Origin of the sequence: Nereida ignava, assembly GCF_001049735.1 — a bacterium.
GTDB lineage: Bacteria > Pseudomonadota > Alphaproteobacteria > Rhodobacterales > Rhodobacteraceae > Nereida > Nereida ignava.
Map to the genome: position 1 here is coordinate 1 of NZ_CVPC01000023.1, position 20,129 is coordinate 20,129.

22 protein-coding genes and 1 tRNA gene are annotated in these 20,129 nt (G+C 53.0%); 9 read left to right on the forward strand and 14 right to left on the reverse strand.

All coding sequences use genetic code 11. The features are described from left to right. From NIG5292_RS12905 to NIG5292_RS12935, 7 genes are all read right to left on the reverse strand, one after another. The coding region (locus NIG5292_RS12905) for an IS3 family transposase (RefSeq protein WP_144412760.1) at window positions 1-312 on the reverse strand (312 nt) is incomplete at its 3' end. An 11-nt stretch (window positions 313-323) separates the two neighbouring features. Next, window positions 324-611, reverse strand: a complete 288-nt coding sequence (locus tag NIG5292_RS12910; protein ID WP_048599378.1) for a transposase — start codon at window positions 609-611, stop codon at window positions 324-326. 638 nt (window positions 612-1,249) lie between these two features. Next, entirely contained in the window at window positions 1,250-1,849 is a 600-nt protein-coding gene (locus tag NIG5292_RS12920; protein ID WP_144412761.1) for a hypothetical protein, read from the reverse strand. A 172-nt stretch (window positions 1,850-2,021) separates the two neighbouring features. Further along, window positions 2,022-2,321: a hypothetical protein gene (locus NIG5292_RS14845; RefSeq protein ID WP_143082041.1), complete on the reverse strand. Its 300-nt coding sequence runs from the start codon at window positions 2,319-2,321 to the stop codon at window positions 2,022-2,024. Beyond that, window positions 2,318-2,722, reverse strand: a complete 405-nt coding sequence (locus NIG5292_RS12925; protein ID WP_048599961.1) for a hypothetical protein — start codon at window positions 2,720-2,722, stop codon at window positions 2,318-2,320. Before NIG5292_RS12925 ends, NIG5292_RS14845 begins: the two co-directional genes overlap by 4 nt. 483 nt (window positions 2,723-3,205) lie before the next feature. Continuing rightward, window positions 3,206-4,330 carry a site-specific integrase gene (locus NIG5292_RS12930; RefSeq protein ID WP_048599962.1) on the reverse strand — a complete coding sequence of 375 codons (1,125 nt, stop codon included), beginning with the start codon at window positions 4,328-4,330 and terminating at the stop codon, window positions 3,206-3,208. Window positions 4,331-4,388: 58 nt separating this feature from the next. After that, a tRNA-Thr gene (locus NIG5292_RS12935) sits at window positions 4,389-4,464 on the reverse strand. A 153-nt stretch (window positions 4,465-4,617) separates the two neighbouring features. Here NIG5292_RS12935 and NIG5292_RS12940 point away from each other — a divergent pair. Continuing rightward, the gene (locus NIG5292_RS12940; RefSeq protein ID WP_048599963.1) at window positions 4,618-5,499 is read left to right on the forward strand and encodes a hypothetical protein; all 882 of its coding nucleotides are present in this window, start codon (window positions 4,618-4,620) and stop codon (window positions 5,497-5,499) included. Between the two features lie 79 nt (window positions 5,500-5,578). Here the strand turns inward: NIG5292_RS12940 and NIG5292_RS12945 are convergent, their stop codons facing one another. Next, the gene (locus NIG5292_RS12945) at window positions 5,579-5,860 is read right to left on the reverse strand and encodes a DUF2312 domain-containing protein (protein WP_074842187.1); all 282 of its coding nucleotides are present in this window, start codon (window positions 5,858-5,860) and stop codon (window positions 5,579-5,581) included. A gap of 90 nt (window positions 5,861-5,950) precedes the next feature. Here NIG5292_RS12945 and NIG5292_RS12950 point away from each other — a divergent pair, with 90 nt between their 5' ends. Next, window positions 5,951-6,187: a hypothetical protein gene (locus NIG5292_RS12950; RefSeq protein ID WP_048599964.1), complete on the forward strand. Its 237-nt coding sequence runs from the start codon at window positions 5,951-5,953 to the stop codon at window positions 6,185-6,187. Between the two features lie 21 nt (window positions 6,188-6,208). On the opposite strand, the gene NIG5292_RS12955 is transcribed toward NIG5292_RS12950, so the two are convergent. Continuing rightward, window positions 6,209-6,736: an ester cyclase gene (locus tag NIG5292_RS12955; protein ID WP_048599965.1), complete on the reverse strand. Its 528-nt coding sequence runs from the start codon at window positions 6,734-6,736 to the stop codon at window positions 6,209-6,211. 97 nt (window positions 6,737-6,833) lie between these two features. Here NIG5292_RS12955 and NIG5292_RS12960 point away from each other — a divergent pair, with 97 nt between their 5' ends. Beyond that, window positions 6,834-7,838: an ester cyclase gene (locus tag NIG5292_RS12960; RefSeq protein WP_048599966.1), complete on the forward strand. Its 1,005-nt coding sequence runs from the start codon at window positions 6,834-6,836 to the stop codon at window positions 7,836-7,838. A 79-nt stretch (window positions 7,839-7,917) separates the two neighbouring features. Continuing rightward, window positions 7,918-8,343 carry a protein tyrosine phosphatase family protein gene (locus NIG5292_RS12965; RefSeq protein ID WP_048599967.1) on the forward strand — a complete coding sequence of 142 codons (426 nt, stop codon included), beginning with the start codon at window positions 7,918-7,920 and terminating at the stop codon, window positions 8,341-8,343. An 82-nt stretch (window positions 8,344-8,425) separates the two neighbouring features. Here the strand turns inward: NIG5292_RS12965 and NIG5292_RS12970 are convergent, their stop codons facing one another. The 5 genes from NIG5292_RS12970 to NIG5292_RS12990 all read right to left on the reverse strand — a co-directional run bounded on the left by NIG5292_RS12970 (window position 8,426) and on the right by NIG5292_RS12990 (window position 14,562). Beyond that, window positions 8,426-9,694 carry a FliM/FliN family flagellar motor switch protein gene (locus NIG5292_RS12970; RefSeq protein ID WP_048599968.1) on the reverse strand — a complete coding sequence of 423 codons (1,269 nt, stop codon included), beginning with the start codon at window positions 9,692-9,694 and terminating at the stop codon, window positions 8,426-8,428. Between the two features lie 104 nt (window positions 9,695-9,798). Beyond that, the gene (locus NIG5292_RS12975) at window positions 9,799-12,465 is read right to left on the reverse strand and encodes an ATP-binding protein (RefSeq protein WP_048599969.1); all 2,667 of its coding nucleotides are present in this window, start codon (window positions 12,463-12,465) and stop codon (window positions 9,799-9,801) included. Further along, a complete protein-coding gene (locus NIG5292_RS12980) occupies window positions 12,462-12,749 on the reverse strand; it encodes a hypothetical protein (RefSeq protein WP_048599970.1) in 288 nt (95 codons plus the stop codon). Before NIG5292_RS12980 ends, NIG5292_RS12975 begins: the two co-directional genes overlap by 4 nt. Window positions 12,750-12,752: 3 nt before the next feature. Beyond that, the gene (locus NIG5292_RS12985) at window positions 12,753-13,121 is read right to left on the reverse strand and encodes a response regulator transcription factor (RefSeq protein WP_048599971.1); all 369 of its coding nucleotides are present in this window, start codon (window positions 13,119-13,121) and stop codon (window positions 12,753-12,755) included. An 88-nt stretch (window positions 13,122-13,209) separates the two neighbouring features. Next, window positions 13,210-14,562 (reverse strand): helix-turn-helix domain-containing protein, encoded by a 1,353-nt coding sequence (locus tag NIG5292_RS12990; protein WP_074842173.1) that lies wholly within the window; start codon window positions 14,560-14,562, stop codon window positions 13,210-13,212. A gap of 225 nt (window positions 14,563-14,787) precedes the next feature. On the opposite strand from NIG5292_RS12990, the gene NIG5292_RS12995 reads away from it, so the two are divergent. The 5 genes from NIG5292_RS12995 to NIG5292_RS13015 all read left to right on the forward strand — a co-directional run bounded on the left by NIG5292_RS12995 (window position 14,788) and on the right by NIG5292_RS13015 (window position 20,028). Further along, the gene (locus NIG5292_RS12995) at window positions 14,788-16,125 is read left to right on the forward strand and encodes a substrate-binding protein (protein ID WP_048599973.1); all 1,338 of its coding nucleotides are present in this window, start codon (window positions 14,788-14,790) and stop codon (window positions 16,123-16,125) included. A 123-nt stretch (window positions 16,126-16,248) separates the two neighbouring features. Continuing rightward, window positions 16,249-17,280: a branched-chain amino acid ABC transporter permease gene (locus NIG5292_RS13000; protein WP_048599974.1), complete on the forward strand. Its 1,032-nt coding sequence runs from the start codon at window positions 16,249-16,251 to the stop codon at window positions 17,278-17,280. A 4-nt stretch (window positions 17,281-17,284) separates the two neighbouring features. After that, entirely contained in the window at window positions 17,285-18,484 is a 1,200-nt protein-coding gene (locus NIG5292_RS13005) for a branched-chain amino acid ABC transporter permease (protein ID WP_048599975.1), read from the forward strand. A gap of 12 nt (window positions 18,485-18,496) precedes the next feature. Further along, the gene (locus NIG5292_RS13010) at window positions 18,497-19,255 is read left to right on the forward strand and encodes an ABC transporter ATP-binding protein (protein ID WP_048599976.1); all 759 of its coding nucleotides are present in this window, start codon (window positions 18,497-18,499) and stop codon (window positions 19,253-19,255) included. 17 nt (window positions 19,256-19,272) lie between these two features. Next, complete coding sequence (locus tag NIG5292_RS13015) at window positions 19,273-20,028, forward strand: ABC transporter ATP-binding protein (RefSeq protein ID WP_048599977.1); 756 nt, start codon at window positions 19,273-19,275, stop codon at window positions 20,026-20,028. Window positions 20,029-20,129 lie beyond the last annotated feature (101 nt).

The following is a 20,129-nucleotide window of genomic DNA, read 5'->3' on the forward strand; positions in this document are numbered from 1 at the left end:
CGAACTGTCTTTGTGATACAGCCGCCTTCGTTTCTTATGCCGCTCTGGCAGCTTCAGCCCTTCTTCGCGCCATAAACGCTCAACTTTCTTGTGATTGACGTGCCAACCTTCGATCCGCAGCAACTCAGCGATCTTTCGATATCCGTACCGACCATACTGCTTGGCAAGGCGGATCATGGCCAAGCGCAATGCGTCATCACCTTGAACCTTCGTTTTGTAATGCAAGCCAGAACGCGAGACGCCGAGAACCGCACATGTGCGCCGTTCTGACGTATCAAGTCTTTGGCGGGTATGGATTACGGCCTGACGCAACCCATCAACCGTCAGGCCTTCGGCTTTAAATAATCGAGGCTCTCTTTCAAGATCAGCTTGTCCAGTTGGAGGTCCGCAACGATTTTCTTCAGCCGCTCGTTTTCCTTCTTCAGTGCTTTCATTTCTGAGAGCTGCGGTCGCCCTAGACCACCGAACTTCTTGCGCCAATAGTAATAGGTCTTGTCCGAAATACCCGCCTTGCGACACGCGCCCACAACATCCAACCCATCATGCAAATGAACATCAATCTCGCGCAATAACTTCAGTGCATCCTCATGTGAATACCGTTTCCGTGCCATTCTCTGTCACTCCCTTAGTCAACAAATAGTGGCACAGTTTTAGGGGGCCAAGACACACGACGTAACAGGGAAACCTTACCGAAAACATGCAGTCATGCAGACCTGGATTGAACCATCATGGGATCTGGAAGGTGAAGTGTCTGCAACGGGGTTTATGTTTCCCGAGGACCTTTCGGTTAAACACGTGAATGAATATCAGTGTAGAGGAACTCAGAACTACCTTTGCAAAGGAGGAAAGATCATTGGATATCGGGGCCTCAAAATCGAATAAGCATGACTACTAACAACATAGTCTAACTTCTATTTAGACGTTTTTAGTTGACCTAAGTTGCAGGTAGGCCCCCTTTCAATTTCATCATCATTGAGAGCAGGTTTATTGCCCAGCCGCATCACTCTCCGTTTCACCTCATGAGACAGCACCTCAGGGCTGTTAAGTGGTAGACCAGCCATTGCCAGCTGAGGGTAATGTCTTTCAATAGGCTCCCACTCCGAGAAGTATGAGAGATTACGGTAAGCCTTCTCATTACGGACCTGCACAATGTATTGAATAAGGTCCCTACATGCGATGATCCGATACGGGAGCAAAGCACAGGTCCAGACGACACCGTCATAGTCGAATGAGGTTTCAGACAGGCTACTCATGCCTCACCTCCTCGGAATGCTGACCTGACTGCATTGATGTACTTGGATCCAGCTGTACCAAAGCCATCAGCTGTGTCCTTGCCTGTACGAAGATACTCTAAGGCCCCACCCGCACCTGCATTGTGAGCCATAGCCAGAATGGCCAGCTGTTCACGTTGGCTAAGCCGACGGTACTTTGCAGAAAGCCTCGTCAGTGTTTTATGGTTCTGCATTGTGAGAGACTGGAAGGCTGTTTCCTGCAACTCAGGGTCTCCCAAGAACGCCTGTCGTGCTTCCTGACTAAACCCAATACCAACATCCTTGAGAGCAAGCCGTCCGAACTGGTACTTGCCTTGATAGTGGTCGTTGTAGCCACCAACGACTGTGTAGTCTCCATTGCTTTCGATCTTGCCGACTACATCAGCAAACAGATCAAAGTCACGGTCAGAGAACTCACCATCATAGTTGAGCTCTTCTGGGTCATCCGGAGCATATTCAGTGTCACTGTTTGATGGTGCAACTGGCCCATCCTCTGGGACAGAAAGATCGTAGGCAGTTTCAGTCGCCAGCTTAATCATTACGTGTTGGCCACTGTCTCGTGTCACCCATCCAGACATTCCAGACTGCCTTGCCATCACATGGTCCGAGGCATTATCTTCCTCTGCCTTAGCTAGGAACTCTTTATTGGTAACCTGACGGAGTACAGTTCCATCTGCCATCTTGATCGTTTCAGGGTTGGAAGTTCTAAAAGAGCCGAGTTCAGCCAGAGAGTTAATGTGGGCAGGTGTGTTATTCTGCATTACTTTGCTCCTCGTTGGATTGCTTGATCAGATCAAGCTCAATGGCCTGAAGCCAAGCCGACAGCCCCGTGAACAAAGCTTGATCTTCAAACGACCCTTTGCTCCGCATTAATGAGCCTTCCTCTCTCCAGAGACTTGCTTCTGTCTCGTTAGGAAACTGTACCCAAGCACGAAGACCATGCTTGAACTCAGGGTCCGTCTGCATTGAACGATAGAGTGTGTACCCATGCCGTTCGTATTTATTGGGCTGCTGGGTACGGAGCAGTGAACGGTATGTAAGTTCAGTCATGCTGCATCCTCACCATTGATCTTAGCCAAGGTGCCTATGACAAGCTGATGCAGACGCAGTGCAGGGCTGTATGTACACTTGTCTTCCAGCAGGAGCAGGTCGGCCTTCACAGCTGCAGCTAAGTCTCTCGGTAACGATGTGGGTACCGAGTACTTGTGTGGATTGCTGAGAATAGTCGGTGGAACGGTTAGCTTCTGACCTGTCCGTGTCATTTGCATAAAGAGCACTGCTACGATTGACTCATACGCCATGCTGGAAGGCCTGATTTGTTTGGATGAGAACAAACCACGTAGACGAAGCTCTGTACGAATACCTTCCATCTCATGTTGCTGATGGACGTTTGCTGACTGAAACACATCACGTGCTTGATCTAGCTGCTCTAGCAGTTCGAGGCTATTCATAGAATGAATCCCCCAAAGTCTGACGGTCCTGCATTAATTTCTGCTGGGTCTTCGTGCTGTAGTAGCCGTTCATTCCTGATGGGTTGGAACGACGCAGCTGTTGCCACTGTTTGAATGTTTTGGGTTGATTGTTGTCACTAGAGTCCATGACGGAATCCGAGTCCGAAAAAACGGGCATTTGCTCACCTGTATGTTTGTATGTTTTTGGGGATTTGTTTTTTGTAAAGCAGAGTGGAAACTCACCCCGCTCTATATGTTATATTATAACATAAACTTAACAGTATGTCAATATTTTATGGAGAAAAAGAGTAGTAAAGAGGGACTGAGAGGGGACTATCAACTTTTACGGTCCACTACTTACGGTCATCCTAGCAGGGTATTACTGGTCCCTTTTGAGCCAGCATGGAGATGTAAAAGGGCCAGCACATAAGCCAGCCCTCTCACCAATTTACTTCTTCTATTACTCGGGGAGTTTAACTGGGGTCAGGTGATAGCAATCCTATCCATGTACTGCCTCAAGTGCTCCACCGAATAACCCTGCCCATACTTTGAGCCGATGTTTGAGACAGAGGACCAGCCACCGATCTGGTCTATGGCCTCTAATGGTACCTCAGCAGCCCTGAGACGGTCTCTAAACGTGTGTCTAAGACTATGTGCAGTCAGCCCCCATCTTCTCTTCGTCCACTTGGCTAAGGCATTACTCGCATGAGTGGCATAACAACCATCCTCTTTGATGTACCGTGGGAAGACCCACTCATCATCTGAATGCTGGAGTGCTTTTGTTAGGGCAAAACAAGCCGTCTGCGTCAGAGGCAAAGATCGTTCTGAGCCAGTAGTCTTTAGTCTTCGTTTATCATTGGGACGGATGTGTAAAACACGATCATCAAGTTCGACATCCCCTACCCTCAACCCAACGATCTCAGCCAGACGACAACCAGTCTCACCAAGCATCGGAAACAGCAACGGTATCCCTGTCATGCTGTTCATTGATTGTTGATAGCCATCACGAAGTTCCTGTTCTGTGAACGTCCCTCTTTTGGCTGCATCCAACCCTTCACCAATTATGGTCATCTTGGCAAATGGGTTACGTCTATCAATCTCTAGCTCTTGGTAAGCAAAGTTGAGAATAGCACTAATAGTGTTGAACCGTCTTCTAATGGTCGCAGTCTTATTCCCAACAGACTGAAGGTGAGCCATCAAAGCCCGTGCATCGTCTCGTTTGTAGGATTCAACTGCACGATCACCAGCTACGGTTAGCAAAGCTCTGACAGCTACCATGCTAGACTTGTGATCAACCTGTCTCGTGATGATGTATTCATCAGCTATCGCAGCAAAAGTTACCTTGACTGGACGGACAGAACGTAAAGCCTGATCAATGCACACCTTAACTTTGGTGTTTGATTGCCATGACTGTTTTAGCAGATGGGAAAGATGCGTAGCTAGATTACGTGCCTCGTCCTCGCACTCAGACAGCCTAGCCCGAATAGATTGCCCGTATACTTGCTGATGTTGCTTCGGCACTCGCATCTGAAAGTAGTAGGTCCTGCCACGGATAACCGTGTGAGGAATAGATGATTGTGAGTTTGATGTATCCAGAATGTAACCCATGAAGACACTCCCTAAAGTTAAATTAGGCAGTAAAAATAGCTTGACATTAGGAAGGTAGTGGTGCCCCCACACGGACTCGAACCGCGGACCTACTGATTACAAATCAGTTGCTCTACCAGCTGAGCTATAGGGGCACTGCGGAAGCGTTTAGCCAAAAGATTCTGCCATGACAAGGGGCCAATCGTGCCATTTTTACGTCCCAATCAAACTTTATTCATTTTCATTGAAAAACTGCCCGAAAACTAGGGGCCAAAAGCATCTAAGCGCCAGAAGATAAGGAATAAATCATGCAAATCGCACTACACATAGGGGCGCACTGCACCGATGAGGATAGGTTGCTGAAATGCTTGTTGATGAACAAAGAGATTCTGTCCGATGTGGGAACCGCTGTCCCGGGGCCTGGGCGCTATCGACGGCTTCTTCGGGAAACGATTCAGACTCTAAACGGCGCGGCCCCTGCCCCTGATGCGCGCGAAGTGCTGCTCGATGCGATTGTCGAGGAAGATGACGTTGACCGGATCATTATCAGCCATGAAAGTTTTATCTGTGTTCCCGCACGTATTTTTGACGGCGGTCAGCTGTACTCACAACTCGAATTCAAACTCTCCGGTCTGCGCAGCCTGTTTCCCCAAGATCAGATCGAAATATTCTTGGGCATTCGCAACCCCGCTACGTTGATCGCAGATATGTTGGGCAAGCTAGAGCCAGAACAGCGCGGCAGCCTTTTGGGCGGAATTGATCCCGCGTCCATTCGCTGGTCTGACATGATTGCACGTGTCCAAGCGGTACTACCCAATGCAAAAATTACCGCTTGGAGCAATGAGGAAAGCCCGCTTCTTTGGGGCGAAATCATGCGCAAAATGGGGGGGCTTGAACCCCACGACCCGCTGGTCGAGACGGATTATATGCTGTCCAAAATCATGCTACGCGAAGGCACGCGGCGTTTCCGCGCATTTATTGCCGACAACCCACCCAAAAGCGAAGCCCACCTACGCCGTAACATGGTCGCATTTTTAGACAAATACGCCCGTGCCGACCTGATAGATATTGAGCAACCCGTCGAGCTTGCCCATTGGAACGAAGCTTACGTCCAGCACCTGACGGATGCATATGAGGCCGATATCACCGTGATCGAGCAGATGCAGGGTATTGATTTCATTGCGCCTTAGCCATCAGACGCTAAACAGATACAAAAAAGCCCCGCGTTGGAACTGCGGGGCTTTTTCGTACTTCACGTAAAGACAGCGCTTACATACCCAGCGCTTCTTTATACATTTCAAGCACTGCTTCTTCCTCGGCAACGTCATCGGCCTCACGCTTGCGCAGCGCGATGATCTTGCGGAGCACTTTGGTGTCATAGCCACGGCCTTTTGCCTCGGCCATCACTTCTTTTTGTTGCTCTGCGATGTCTTTTTTCTCTGCATCCAAACGCTCGATCCGCTCCACGAAAGCGCGCAACTCGTCAGCCGTGACGCGGTAGCTATCGGGTTTGGTATCCATTTCCACAACATTTGAGTTAAAGTCACTCATCGCGCGTCTCCTGATTTTTACTTCCTGAATTATCCCGCCCACACCTAGCCGCGCTTGCGTGGGCGCGCAATCTGCTTTAGCGCATCTGCCATGGAACAAAGCTCTACAGTTTTCGAAATGGTGATCTTTGCTGGCGCAGCATTAACTGCGTTGGGGATTATTGGCATTGTCATGTTTATCGTCAAAGTTCGCGCCGCTCAAAAAGAGCAACTGGAAGACGAAGCTTTGAAAGCAAGGCTCGGCGCGCTTATGCCGCTGAACTTGGGGTCTTTTCTGGTCTCTGCAATTGGCCTCATGATGGTTGTGATGGGCGTCATCCTCGGTTGAGCACCCACCACTTCGTATCACTCAGGCAGGTGACGGAGCAGTTTTCTCGCCGCGATCAAAAGCCTCCCAGCCTTCACCACCGAATACATCAACACCAAGCTGGCTCAGCACGTGTGGAAAATCGACCATCACGTAGTTGTCGACGATCTTACCATCGACCACTTTCCAGAAATCCATATATCTGATTTCAATGCGTTTGCCTGTCGGCTCAACACCCATAAATTTGCCAGAATGCGTGGCCTCCTGACGACCAAAGGCCGAGGCCCATTCCCCCATATAAAGCCGCGCTTCATCAATGCAGACCTTATCCGAGAAAGCCGCTTGAAAAGGCTTTTGCCAGTTGTCCTGAAACGCGCGCAGGCCTTCTTTGGTACCACAACCGGTATTGCCCATCCAACGGAAACCTTCGGAAAAAAACTCGCCGATATCAACGATGCGGTGATCGTTTAATCCATCGACCATGCCTTCGATTACCGCGCGGGTACTTTCGGTTTTGGACATATCTGTATCTTTGGTGAGCACAGCTTGCTCGGGACGGCTGCCTTTCATGTCAGGCTCCTTTTGGTTGGGTATGGACATGTCGTAAAATGTAACGCAATGCTTCGCAGATAGCTGATTTTACACATAAAACAACCGGAGACCGCAGATGACTTATGCCACCGTGAAAGCCCGAGCAACCGCGCTTCTGGATGCGCTGGTTGCTGGTGCGCCGGTTGAAAGTGCATATCACGACAACGCCGTATGGCGCGGCGTTCACCCTTTTAACGAACGCACGGGTCACGCACAAATCGCGGATGTGTGGAACACTTTGCGTAGCGCCATACCGGACATGGAGCGCCGCACCCAAATGGTGCTTGGCGGACCGAACCTGCCAGATGCGCGCGTCACAACCGACCGAGCCGCCGATTTGGTTGCCTGCAGTGGTGTTCTGCAGGGCACCATGCGCGGCGACCTGTTGGGCATTCCCGCTACCCATGGAACAGTCAACATCAGGTTTTGCGAAGCCCATGAGTTAAGCGATGATAAGATCGTTCAATCATGGGTGATGTTCGATCTGCTGGACCTGATGCGCCAAGCTCAATGCTGGCCGCTTCCCCAATCGCTCGGCGCTGAGGCGCAATGGCAGCCGCCTGCAACTGGGGATGGCGTGCGTTTGACCACCTCAACAACCGACAGTAGCGCCATGGATACAGTTCTCAAAATGCACGGCGCTCTGGGAAATTTTGACGGCAAATCACTCGATAGCATGAACCACGGCCACTACTGGACCGATACGTTTATGTGGTACGGACCTGCTGGTATTGGCAGCACCCGCGGGCTTGAAGGCTTTCGCGCCCACCACCAAATTCCGTTCCTACGCGCCTACAATGACCGTGAAGGTGCCGGACACTACATTCGGATCAGTGACGGCCCTTACGCCGTGACCGGAGGATGGCCATCGGTACGCGGCACGCATACGGGCGAATGGCTCGGCATGGCTCCAACCGGCCGCATGATCGAAATGCGTGTGATGGATTTCTACCGCCTTGAAGGCGACAAGATTGCCGAAAACTGGGTCCCGATGGATGTCATCCACATTGCGCTTCAGATGGGCGTAGATCTATTTGGGCGGGTCCGTCACATGACAGGGCAACCTGATTTGACGTTGTAAGCGCCCCCAATCACAGCCTCACTCACCCCTTCTTTCATTTCGCGTAGACCTCTGCGCGTTTCTAACTTAAGAATTACCCATGGATTTACGCGTTCTCACCCCCGACTTTGCCGTGGCACCCCAAATTGAGCCACAAGACCTTCATGCATTGGCCGAGGCAGGCTACAAAACAGTTATCTGCAACCGGCCAGACGCAGAAAACCCCGCCTCTCTGCATGTTGAGGAAATGCAAAAAGCGGCAGACGCAGCAGGACTGACGCTGCTGTTGAACCAATTTGCCAGCCCGATGCTTTCTATGGAACACGTGACCAAACAAGCTGAACTGCTGCAATCGGCTGAAGGCCCTGTCTTTGCCTATTGTGCAAGTGGGACGCGTTCAACAATGGTTTGGTGCCTCGCCGTGGCAGGTCAGCTGCCGACGGATGACATTATCGAGGCTGCTGCCCGCGGTGGCTATCAAATGGAAGGCCTGCGCCCGCAAATTGAGGCGCTCGCCAAGGCTTAGTAACTGCTTTGGCAAACGGCTAATCCTGATCTGGTTGGGGCCAAAAGTAACACAACTACCCATAGCAAATCTGCCACTGCGTTCATTCTGGTAGCGGTGGGAAGTCTGGCATGGGCGCAAAGTCTGCCATCTCGCCATCACCAAGCGGCGGCAGGTCTGGCATGTCTAGTGGCGGCAAGCTTTCTGCATCAAAAGCATCAGGTGATCCTGCCATCTCAGCAGTTGGCATAGGTGCGGCGTCATCCGTTGGCTCAAGAAAATCATCATCAGAAAGAGCTGCGCCATCCTCGGGTAAAGACAGCCCAACATCAGGCAAATCTTCAACAGTAGTGAACCCTTCAAGCGCACCCGGAAAGCCGGGGCCTGGTGTCTCTGCAGGTGTATTAAAACTGCTCGGCAACTCAGGCATTCCACCCATCGCCGTTTGCTCGGACGACAGGCCAGCAAGCCCTGTCCCACTGTGCCCACCACCGCCATGTAGTGGCTCCATCTGCTCGGTCGTGGTGTCGTGGCCAAGACGCACAGCCTTTGACCCATTGATCATGCCCAACATCCCGCGAGCAACAACGCGGCTCTCTGCCTCAAGGCGCATTTGTCTTGGTGCATTGCGCGGAATGTTAACACAATCACCAACCTTTAAATCGCGCAACGCGCTGTAAGGCATGGTGACACGGTGCAAAACGGCCCTAAGCGAAACCCGTCCATCGCCCAAAATATCACGCGGGCTGCGCGCATCATCCAGCGCGATGATCGGCGCCTCAACAGGCGGCAGAACCGCCACTGGAAATGCAAAAATGATATCGCCAGATTTCGCGCCCAGATTAAAATCGACCGTCATGCGAATGATATGGAAATCGCCATTTTCAAGAGCCAACGGGGCAAGCCGTTTTTCAGCAAAGACGGCACCAATATCAAAAGGTGCTGCGCCGCCAAATACCTCAGGTTGCTCAGCAAGAGCGTTCAGAATTTCTTGGGTAAACGGTTGCGCCAATCGCGCATCCGTACGTGTAGCTGCCCGCTCAGGCGCTGCGGTCGGCGACACTTTTCCCGTAAGTTGCACTTCGACAAGTGCAGCGATTGCGCCCACCGAAATGCACATCAACCCACGCTGCCCACCAGCCCCCTCAAGAAGGCGCATCATCAAGCCGTCTTCAAGCGTCTCCAACAAGCTTTCAAGCGTCAGCACATCAAAACGCATGTTCGATGTAGCCACATCAACATCATGACAGCCCTGCCCCGCGCGAGACACCAAAAGGCGCAGGGCGCGTTCTTGCAGCCCTGTGGTATCGACCTTGTTCAGGTTCGGTTTGATTTTGCGTCGCAATGCAGGCTGCGTTGACGGCGTGCTCATGCTATTTAGTCCTTACTGCGCCCGTTTCGGCAGCTTAGACCACAGGGCAGTTACCAAATCGTTGACACGGCTGTTTGATTGCGAATTTTGACGCCTTACTGCCCCTAAGGCAGCGATTTCGCCAACGTGACCCGAAACGCAGCCCCGTCTTGGCCCGGAAGATACTCAATGGTCCCGCCAAGTTTGCCGACGATTTCGCGACAAATCGCAAGCCCAAGCCCTGCCCCGCCCGCACGTGCGTGATCCGTCAAGCGTGAGAATTTCTCAAAGATAACAGCTTGTTGCGCAACACCGATCCCGCTTCCGTTGTCGATGAAATCAACCTGCACGGACGGCCCCAAATCTGCGATCCTGATGCGTAACTCCGCCTTGGGCGCATCGCAGTATTTTTGCGCGTTCGTGATAAGGTTGATGAAAACCTGCGCCAGACGATCAGGGTCAGTGGCCAGCATGATCGCCTCATTCGCGCGGTTGCGTTTGATGTGCATCTGAGAGCTAGAATTCACACAAGCGTCGATGGCGCGGTTGATCAGCTGTTCAAGGCGCGCGTTCTCGATATTGAGGCTAACCTGACCATTTTCCAACACGGCCAAATCCAGCAAATCATCCAAAAGCCGCGTCAGGCGACGCGCCTCATCATGGATAATGTCCGCGTAACGGGCCCGTTCTGCGCCGTTCACGTCCCCCTCGCGCAATATCTCAGAAAACGCGCGGATAGAGGTCATGGGCGTGCGTAATTCATGGCTAATCTGGCTCAAAAACGCATCTTTTTGCACCGACAACGCAGTCAGCTTTTCGTTGGCATTGCGCAATTGACGGGCGGTGCGTTCTAACTCGGCCGATTTTACCTCAAGCTGGTTGGAGTATTCCAACATTTGAGCTGTCTCATCGGCCACGGCCATGAGCTCTTCCACGGAAACCGAGGAGCCGCCCGTAATCTGCCCCATCATCGCGTGAGCAGTTGCCGCACCGACCGAGCCTGCCAAACGGCGCTCAAGCACAGTGATGAAGTCTGGCGTGATATCGGGCAAATATCCTTCTTTACCCTGCTTTCGCGCCACTTGCGTAAAGAGCCGTTGCGCATCACGCCCCCCAATGATGCGCTGCGCCATCACAAGCAGATCTTCCGCCTCAATCGCGGCACCGCGCCAGCCACCCGTTTCTTCCGCAAGGTCAAACACATTCACAAATGTCGTAGCCTGCAAGCGCTCAACAGGATTGGGGAAACTACAGATCGAGGCGATAATGAAAGCGGACGCGTTCAGCAGCATTGTCCAGAAGACCGAATGCACTATCGGATCAAGGCGCGTCACACCAAACAGCGCATATGGGCGCAGCCACTCAATTCCGAAAAGCCCATCGCCCACGATGCTAGAATACACGTTCGTATCCGCAAACAATGTAGGTAGCAGCAGCGTATACATCCAAATGCTGAACCCCACGATCAAGCCAAGGGCCGCACCGGTGCGTGTGCCACCGCGCCAAAACAGCCCACCGATCAACGCTGGCAGCACCTGTGCAACCCCCACGAACGAGATGAGGCCGATGGACGACAGCGCCACAGTGCCGCCAGAAACCGCGTAATAGATGTAGCCCAACAACAGCACCGCGACGATCGACAGCCTACGCGACACCAGCACCACCGCCCGCACATCGCCCGATACCGTGGCCCCAATGTTTTGCGCACGTAGATATAGCGGCATGACCATGTTGTTCGAAACCATCGTGGCAAGCGCCAGAGCGGCCACAATCACCATGGACGTAGCCGATGAGAAGCCCCCCAAGAACGCCAAAAGCGCCAGCCCATCTGCTCCTTGGGTCAGCGGAATGGTCAACACAAATAGGTCAGGATTGGACCCTTCGGGCAGCAACTCCAACCCGACAACTGCGATAGGCACCACGAAAAGGCTCATCGCCGCGAGGTAGAGAGGAAAAGCCCAACTTGCGATACTCAGATTATTCTCATCTTCGTTCTCAACCACAAGCACTTGAAACATACGCGGCAAACAAATGAACGCTGCTGCTGACAAAAACGTCAGGCCAATCCATCGGGAGTTATCCACATTAAATTGAGCAATTTCAGATGCATCTATCCGGTTCTTAATGTCAGCGGCCCCGTCTGCCACGCCCCAGACAACGAATATGCCCACAGCGATCAGCGCGAACAATTTTACAACCGCCTCAACAGCAATGGCCGTGACCACCCCGTGGTGGCGTTCGTCTACGTCCAAATTGCGCGTCCCGAATAAAATCGCAAATAGCGCAAGGCCGACGGCCACCCAAATCCCCGTTGTTTTGGCCACATCAAGCGGGCCAAGAGGCGTGTTGCTGGCGAATGCGGCAACCGAAAGGGACACGGATTGAAGTTGCAGCGCGATGTAGGGCGTGGTTCCAATCACCGCGAGCACGGTCACGATTGCACCCACCAAGTTGGACTTACCATACCGCGATGACAGCAAGTCAGCGATGGACGTGATCCGTTGGGCCTTGCCTATCTGGACCAGCTTGCGCAACAGCCACCACCAACCAACCAACACTAGGGTCGGTCCAAGATAGATGGTCAAGAACTCAAGACCCGAGCGCGCCGCAAATCCGACAGCGCCGTAAAATGTCCAAGCGGTACAGTAAACAGAGAGCGACAGCGTATAAACCCAAGGGGACCGCGCCCACCCGCTGTGCCCGCGTTCGGCCCGATCTTCGGCGACGAAAGCCACAATGAACAAAAAGACCACATAGCCGAGTGATGCAAGGATCAGCAGGTTAAAGCTCATCCCAAGGGGTCCTCAGCGCTTAGTTTTTCGGCCTTGCGGGGCGTATTTGGCGTTCTGTTGAATAGCGCCACTAGAAAGACGGACATCCCGATTAGGGCAAACCAGCTAAAGAAAATGAAAAGCCCCAAGCTTGAGGTTTGCGCAGGTTGCTCAGGCGTGCCCAACAGCAACGGCATGAAAAACAGAACAACACCCGCTATTGGCAGCAGCTTAATGGCATCCCCGATACGTCGGCGACGATAGGTGTCGCGCTGCAAAAAGACCGTTTTGGGCAAGCCAGCCATGGGTTACTGCGCGATCAACGTGTTAAGGGCGTCACGAACATCACGGTTTGCGAAGGGCTTTGTCATAAACCGGTTCGCCCCTGCCTCAATCGCCATATCGCGGTCTTTTTGTTGTCCGCGCGCGGTCAACATCAAAACAGGCACTGTGTTTTGACCCGCACGCAGTTCTCGCAGAATATCAAAACCAGATTTGTTGGGAAGCATGACATCAAGCACCACCACATGGGGCGCGATATCCGTAATTGCACCAAGCGCTGTCGCACCGTCCGAGTGAGTTACAACGCGCCAATCATCGCGCTCCAGCACAAACCGCAACGCCTCCATAATATTTGGCTCGTCCTCCACCAACAGGACGGTCTTCGTCTCACTCATTCATGTTTCCTCCCCGGAACCGCTGCCAACGCATCTTGATTTGTGCATTTGTCCAGCTTGATCAGTTGTACCCATCCACGCGCTGTTGTCAAAAGGCACTTATGGTATCGGCCAATACAGACGGCTCGCGGCGGACTGCGCATTCCGAGACCGAACAAATCCGGCAACTGGGACCAACTTTTTCCGCCTCCGAGGGCGGCGCAGTCGTGTCTGCGGCAATCAACATGGTCGCCTCATAGATGGCAGGTCGGTCAAAATCACCCATAACAACAGGCGTGGAGACCGCAAAAGCGCGCATCGCAGGCCGCGATGCCCCGACCTGCTGAACAACTGCGCGCAGGGGCTGCATTGGCTGGTTCAGCGCACGAAACATGGGCCAAAGCGCACAAGGCGCCCCGACACGCGGCACGTCAAAGCCCGCGACAGGCTTGCGGTAAATCAACGTGCCAGAGGCATCACAAATCACCAACCCCATGGGAAAAGGCGCTTTGTCTTCAGGAATATGGGCCAAACGACGCAACACGACCTCAAGAGGCATTTGCAACCGCGCCGCCAAGCGCACAGGGTTCAGCTGCGTCTGCCCTGCCTCACCGCCAAGGTCAGCATGAAGCGCCTTGAGCAAAGTAGACATAGGCAGAAGGCCCGCGTCTTGCTGATAGCGTTGCAACACCACGCGCAAAAGGCCAGCCGCTTGCGGGCTGCGCAAGTTCGCCTCATCAATCAGGGACGTCACAACACCTTGCGGTGCGGCACCGCCCTCAAGCGCCTCAAAGCTAAAGCCACGGTCTTCAAGAACGCGGTCAACTTCCTCTTGGGGCGAGCCAAGAGTTGCAGAAGCATCCGCCGCCCCATCAAGATAGTTGGCTAAAGACTGCGCGCTTTCCGCAAGCCGGCGGCTGTCGTTGAAAATGTTGCGCTCAAATCTTTTGCGCCACTCGGGGTCAAGCTCATCTTCTTTAGCCAGGATTGAGCTGGACGAACGGATCGACGTTACTGTGGTGATCACGTCATGCAGCGAAGTTGACAAAAACGGATCATGGGCGAGCCGGTCCGAAAGCGTATCAACGATGTGATTAAGCGCGCGAATTTTCTGGTGCTGCTGGGCGATCAGGTCCGCCCATGTAGGAAACCGGCCCGCAATTTCTTCAAGTTGCTCAGTATCAAGAGACACGCCCAACTGCGCCGCCTCTGCTGACGCCGCAGCACCTTGAAGCGCGGCTACTTTACTGGCCTCCGCCCCGTCGGTCAGGGCCGTAACCTCAACAGACAAGGCGCGCGCAAGCTCTGTCAGCAATTTGCCTGCGATTCTGCGCCTGTTGTGCTCGATCAAGTTAAGGTACGAGGCGCTGATCCCGATAGACTTGGCCAAATCACCTTGCCTCAGCCCCAAACTCATCCGCCGTTCACGGATGCGGCTCCCTGTCAGCGATCTCATATTCATAATTAATATCCAGACATTCCAACGGCTTTCTGCAGGTGCGAGAAAATCAATTTACAGTATACACAAGAATATTGTGATTTTCTTTACAAATAAATCGTTTTGTTACGCACATTTGTTGTATTCTTAACAAAGCCTCTTAAGCTGGCCGCAGCACATAAGTGCATGGTGTTGCCGGTCGGGGAGTAAACGAGCGGCAATTACCAACAAAACTAAGGGAGGACTTAAATGTCTAATTCTAACCTGACACGCCGTGGCGTGATCAAGACCGGCGCAGTTGCCGGCGCAGGTCTGACTCTACCAACATACCTGAACGCTGCTGGCCACTCTGGTTTCACTAACGCGCCAACAGGCAGCACAGTGACACTTGGCTTCAACGTACCACAAACCGGCCCATATGCGGACGAAGGTGCTGACGAACTGCGCGCATTCAAACTTGCTGTTGAGCACCTGAACGGTGGCGGCGACGGCGGCATGCTCAACACATTCAGCTCAAAAGCGCTCGAAGGTAACGGCATCTTGGGCAAGAAAGTCGAATATGTCACAGGTGATACACAGACTAAGCCTGATGCGGCACGTGCGTCTGCACGCTCTATGATCGAAAAAGACGGCGCTGTCATGATTTCCGGCGGTTCTTCTTCAGGTGTTGCGGTTGCTGTCCAGGCGCTTTGCCAGGAAGCGGGCATCATCTTTATGGCGGGTTTGACACACTCAAACGACACCACTGGTAAAGACAAAAAAGCCAATGGATTCCGTCACTTCTTCAACTCATACATGACCGGTGCGGCGCTTGCGCCAGTGTTGGGCGCCAACTTCGGCAATGACCGCAAGGCCTACCACCTGACTGCGGACTACAACTGGGGTTACACCACAGAAGAAGCTGTTCGCACATCAACCGAAGCGATGGGTTGGGAAACTGTTGCGGCTGTTAAAACACCGCTGGCACAGACTGACTTCTCTTCATATGTTGCCCCAGTTCTTAACTCCGGTGCCGACGTTCTGGTTCTGAACCACTACGGCGGAAACATGGTTAACTCTCTGACGTCTGCTGTTCAGTTCGGTCTGCGCGCTGCACAAGCAAACGGCAAGAACTTCGAAATCGTTGTGCCGCTCTACTCACGCCTGATGGCGAAGGGTGCTGGTAAAAACGTTGCGGGCATCTTTGGCTCGACCGGCTGGCACTGGTCACTAACCGACGAAGGCTCAAAAGCATTCGTTAAGTCATTCGGCACAAAATACGGCTTCCCACCCAGCCAGGCTGCGCACACATGTTACGTGCAAACCCTGCTGTATGCAGATGCTGTTGCACGTGGCGGCTCGTTCAACCCATGTTCAGTAGCTGAAGCGCTGGAAGGATTTGAGTTTGACGGCATGGGTAACGGCAAGACGCTGTACCGCGCTGAAGACCACCAGTGCATCAAAGACGTGCTTGTTGTGAAGGGTAAAGAAAACCCAGAAAACGAGTTCGACTTGCTGGAAATCGTGGAAGTAACACCGGCCAGCCAGGTGACCTACGATCCATCAATCTTCGGTGGCGAGCTGGGTTCATGTAACCCAGGCGCATAAGTCTTAGACCTTCGTCCTGTCCGCCACGCACCTGCACCGGCGGACAGGACACCTAAAACCTAACAATACATGACTAAATCAGGCACGTGTTGCCTGTAATCTGGGAACCTCAAGGGGGGCCAAATGGACCAGTTTATCCTGCAAATCCTGAACGGACTGGACAAGGGCAGCGCATATGCGTTGATTGCTCTTGGCTTGACGCTCATTTTTGGCACCTTGGGTGTCGTGAACTTCGCTCACGGGGCATTGTTCATGATGGGCGCGTTTTGCGCCGTGACCCTGAGCCGCCTGCTCACGCTGAGCCACACAATTGTGGACGAAACACGCACAGACTTCTTGGGCAACCCGCTCAAAGTTGAGGTGCCGTATCTGTACGACATCTTCGGAGAAAGCTTAGGCGCATCAATTATCGACTGGGCCGTTCCGCTCTCGATCCTGTTTGCGATCCCGATCATGATCGGCATTGGTGTGATCATGGAGCGTGGCTTGATTAAGCACTTCTACAACCGCCCCCACGCCGATCAGATCCTTGTGACGTTCGGTTTGGCGATTGTGGTACAAGAGATCATCAAATACTACTTTGGCGCGAACCAAATCCCAACACCCGCTCCCGAGGCGTTTATCGGCTCGTTTGATTTTGGTGCTGTTGTGGGTATCGAAGCCAATAAAATTATCTACCCCTACTGGCGCATTATCTACTTCCTCTTTGCGATGCTTGTGATTGCTGGCGTATTTGCCTTCTTGCAGTTCACAACATTCGGAATGGTCGTACGGGCTGGTATGGCTGACCGCGAGACTGTTGGGCTTTTGGGCATCAACATCGACCGCCGTTTTACCATCATGTTTGGTGTGGCCGCCGCCGTGGCAGGTCTTGCGGGTGTTATGTACACCCCGATCAACCCGCCGAACTACCACATGGGCATGGACTTCCTCGTGATCTCCTTCGTTGTGGTTGTTGTTGGCGGCATGGGCAGCTTGCCTGGCGCAGTCTTGGCTGGGTTCTTGCTCGGCATCCTAGAGAGCTTTGCCTCCCTGCAAGCCGTGATTGAGGCGGTGCCTGGTATCAACCAGATCATCATCTACCTCGTCGCCATTCTAATTCTATTGACACGTCCCCGTGGCCTTATGGGTCGCAAAGGCGTGATGGAGGACTGATCCTATGTTCGGACTAGCCAAAAAAGACGCTAACCTTTTGCTGATCGTTGCAGGCCTCGTTATGCTTGCTCCGTTCATCTTGAACCCCTTCCCCGGTGAAAGCGCGATGGCGCAATTCAACGCGGGCTACCCTGACCTGATGCAGCGCTTTGTGATCTTTGGCATCTTTGCCATTGGCTTCAACCTGCTGTTTGGTCTGACCGGATACCTGTCATTCGGTCACGCCGCCTTCTTGGGTGTGGGCAGCTACGCCGGTGTTTGGATGATGAAACTGCTGACGATCAACGTGATCCCAGCCATTCTGATCTCAACACTTGTTGCCGGTATCTTCTCAATCGCGATTGGCTACATCAGCTTGCGTCGCTCAGGAATTTACTTTTCGATCCTGACACTGGCGTTTGCACAAATGTCCTTTGCTTTGGCAGCGTCGGTTTTGACACCTATCACAGGTGGTGAGACTGGCCTTCAAACGGCGCTTAGCGATCCGCGGATCCTTGACAGTGCTTCTTCTGGCGGCAACATCCCCTCCCCTGCGATCTTCGGCATGGAAATGCGCGATAGTGCAGAATTGGTGTTGGGTGGTTGGACCTTCACGTTCAACGTTGGGTACTACTTGTGTGCCGTCGTTATGATCTTGGCGTTCTACACCGCGATCCGTATCTTCCGCTCTCCTTTCGGTCTGATGTTGCGTGCGATTAAATCGAACCAACAGCGCCTTAACTACACAGGCCTCAACACACGCCCTTACATGCTGGCATGCTTTGTCATCTCGGGCATGTATGCAGGTCTTGCTGGTGGTCTGATGGTTTCAATGGATCCCCTTGCAGGCGCAGAGCGCATGCAGTGGACTGCATCTGGCGAGGTTGTCTTGATGACGATCCTTGGCGGCGCAGGTACATTGATCGGCCCCGTTTTGGGCGCAGGTATGATCAAATACTTCGAGAACATCTTCTCCAAGATCAACGAAAGCGTTCTGCACCAGTGGTTTGCCTTCATGCCAGATGGCCTCGAAGATGTGATCGTTGCAATGCTCTACCCGTTCATCGGCAAAGGCTGGCACCTCACACTTGGTATCGTGTTCATGCTTGTTGTCATCTTCCTGCCAGGTGGCTTGGTTGAGGGCGGACAGCGCATCGGTGCAATGTTCAAACGCAAAGCGAAGGCCGATGACAAATCATCCGCCAACGTCGAACCCGCAGAATAAGGAGCCTGAATTATGGGTATTCTAGAAGTCAAAGGGGTCGGCAAACGTTTCGGCGGTCTGCAAGCCCTTGGTGATGTTAACCTCAGCGTTGCTGAGAACAGCGTTCACGCAATCATCGGTCCAAACGGTGCGGGTAAATCTACCCTCCTGAACTGTCTGATCGGTAAACTGATCCCCGACACGGGCTCGGTTACTTTCGAAGGGCAATCGGTCTTGGGCCGCACACCTTACGAAATCTGCCAGATGGGCATTAGCCGTGTGTTCCAAACACCTGAAATCTTTACAGATTTGAACGTTATGGAAAACATGTTGATCCCCTGCTTTGCAAAGCGTGACGGTGCATTTGCGATGAACGCCATCGGTTCTGTGACATCACAGGCCGAAGTGCAGGACAAAGCGATGCAAATGCTTGAGGACATGAACCTGGCCGATAAGCGTCACATGCTGACGGGCTCCATGTCACGCGGTGATAAACGCCGCCTCGAGATTGCGATGTGTTTGTCACAAGATCCACGTCTGCTGCTGCTCGATGAGCCAACAGCCGGCATGGCGCGTGCAGATACAAACAACACAATCGACCTTCTCAAGCAGATCAAAGAAGAGCGCGACATCACAATCGCGATCATCGAACACGATATGCACGTTGTTTTCTCACTGGCAGAGCGGATCACCGTTTTGGCACAAGGCACACCGTTGGTCGAAGACACGCCCGAAAACATTAAGGGCCACCCGAAAGTGCGCGAAGCCTACCTCGGCGAGAGCGTGGATTAAGGGAAGGACACAGAACAATGAATGTAAAACCCGACTTCAGCAAAAACGCCAACCAAGCCGCGACTGCACCAGCATTCCTCAGCGTTTGGGACATGCACGCCTACTACGGTGAAAGCTACATCGTGCAAGGCGTCAGCTTTAACGTCCACGAAGGTGAAATCCTCGCACTTTTGGGCCGCAACGGTGCTGGTAAAACATCGACCCTGCGCTCTATCGCGCGCATGGGTGACCCCGAAGTACGCAAAGGCGAGATTTGGCTCGACCACCAGCCGCTTCACCAAATGTCCAGCCACCAAGCTGCCGGTGCGGGTCTGGGCCTTGTGCCTGAAGACCGTCGCATCATCCCCGGCTTGACCGTTGAAGAAAACATCACACTGGCACAGATTGCACCGCCCATCGGTTGGTCGCACGAGCGCCTCTACGAGATGTTCCCGCGCCTTGGCGAGCGTCGCAAACAAGAGGGCATTACCCTGTCCGGTGGTGAGCAACAGATGCTCGCGATTGCCCGTGCACTTGCCCGCGACATCAAAGTGCTGCTGCTTGATGAGCCTTACGAAGGTCTTGCCCCCGTCATCGTGGACGAGATCGAAAAGACGCTGATGACCATCAAAGAGCAAGGCATCACAACTGTCATCGTTGAGCAAAACGCTGTGCGTGCGCTTGAGTTGGCTGACCGTGCGGTGATCCTTGATACTGGTGGCATCGTCTTTGACGGCACCGCTCAAGAAGTTTTGGAAAACGCCGAGCTGCGCTCTGAGTACCTCGCGATTTAAGTACCTCACCTTCATGTGCGCCGCCCTGCCCCATCACAAAACTGATGTTTGGCGCGGCGCACATAGCACACTCGTTCTATTTATTCTGCACAGTCCCATGT

Excerpts from the sequence above, each read along its gene's own strand:
- NIG5292_RS12910 (WP_048599378.1), bottom strand. The coding sequence starts at position 611 with ATGGCACGGAAACGGTATTCACATGAGGATGCACTGAAGTTATTGCGC.
- NIG5292_RS12920 (WP_144412761.1), bottom strand. The coding sequence starts at position 1,849 with ATGTCTGGATGGGTGACACGAGACAGTGGCCAACACGTAATGATTAAG.
- NIG5292_RS14845 (WP_143082041.1), bottom strand. The coding sequence starts at position 2,321 with ATGACTGAACTTACATACCGTTCACTGCTCCGTACCCAGCAGCCCAAT.
- NIG5292_RS12925 (WP_048599961.1), bottom strand. The coding sequence starts at position 2,722 with ATGAATAGCCTCGAACTGCTAGAGCAGCTAGATCAAGCACGTGATGTG.
- NIG5292_RS12930 (WP_048599962.1), bottom strand. The coding sequence starts at position 4,330 with ATGGGTTACATTCTGGATACATCAAACTCACAATCATCTATTCCTCAC.
- NIG5292_RS12940 (WP_048599963.1), top strand. The coding sequence starts at position 4,618 with ATGCAAATCGCACTACACATAGGGGCGCACTGCACCGATGAGGATAGG.
- NIG5292_RS12945 (WP_074842187.1), bottom strand. The coding sequence starts at position 5,860 with ATGAGTGACTTTAACTCAAATGTTGTGGAAATGGATACCAAACCCGAT.
- NIG5292_RS12950 (WP_048599964.1), top strand. The coding sequence starts at position 5,951 with ATGGAACAAAGCTCTACAGTTTTCGAAATGGTGATCTTTGCTGGCGCA.
- NIG5292_RS12955 (WP_048599965.1), bottom strand. The coding sequence starts at position 6,736 with ATGAAAGGCAGCCGTCCCGAGCAAGCTGTGCTCACCAAAGATACAGAT.
- NIG5292_RS12960 (WP_048599966.1), top strand. The coding sequence starts at position 6,834 with ATGACTTATGCCACCGTGAAAGCCCGAGCAACCGCGCTTCTGGATGCG.
- NIG5292_RS12965 (WP_048599967.1), top strand. The coding sequence starts at position 7,918 with ATGGATTTACGCGTTCTCACCCCCGACTTTGCCGTGGCACCCCAAATT.
- NIG5292_RS12970 (WP_048599968.1), bottom strand. The coding sequence starts at position 9,694 with ATGAGCACGCCGTCAACGCAGCCTGCATTGCGACGCAAAATCAAACCG.
- NIG5292_RS12975 (WP_048599969.1), bottom strand. The coding sequence starts at position 12,465 with ATGAGCTTTAACCTGCTGATCCTTGCATCACTCGGCTATGTGGTCTTT.
- NIG5292_RS12980 (WP_048599970.1), bottom strand. The coding sequence starts at position 12,749 with ATGGCTGGCTTGCCCAAAACGGTCTTTTTGCAGCGCGACACCTATCGT.
- NIG5292_RS12985 (WP_048599971.1), bottom strand. The coding sequence starts at position 13,121 with ATGAGTGAGACGAAGACCGTCCTGTTGGTGGAGGACGAGCCAAATATT.
- NIG5292_RS12990 (WP_074842173.1), bottom strand. The coding sequence starts at position 14,562 with ATGAATATGAGATCGCTGACAGGGAGCCGCATCCGTGAACGGCGGATG.
- NIG5292_RS12995 (WP_048599973.1), top strand. The coding sequence starts at position 14,788 with ATGTCTAATTCTAACCTGACACGCCGTGGCGTGATCAAGACCGGCGCA.
- NIG5292_RS13000 (WP_048599974.1), top strand. The coding sequence starts at position 16,249 with ATGGACCAGTTTATCCTGCAAATCCTGAACGGACTGGACAAGGGCAGC.
- NIG5292_RS13005 (WP_048599975.1), top strand. The coding sequence starts at position 17,285 with ATGTTCGGACTAGCCAAAAAAGACGCTAACCTTTTGCTGATCGTTGCA.
- NIG5292_RS13010 (WP_048599976.1), top strand. The coding sequence starts at position 18,497 with ATGGGTATTCTAGAAGTCAAAGGGGTCGGCAAACGTTTCGGCGGTCTG.
- NIG5292_RS13015 (WP_048599977.1), top strand. The coding sequence starts at position 19,273 with ATGAATGTAAAACCCGACTTCAGCAAAAACGCCAACCAAGCCGCGACT.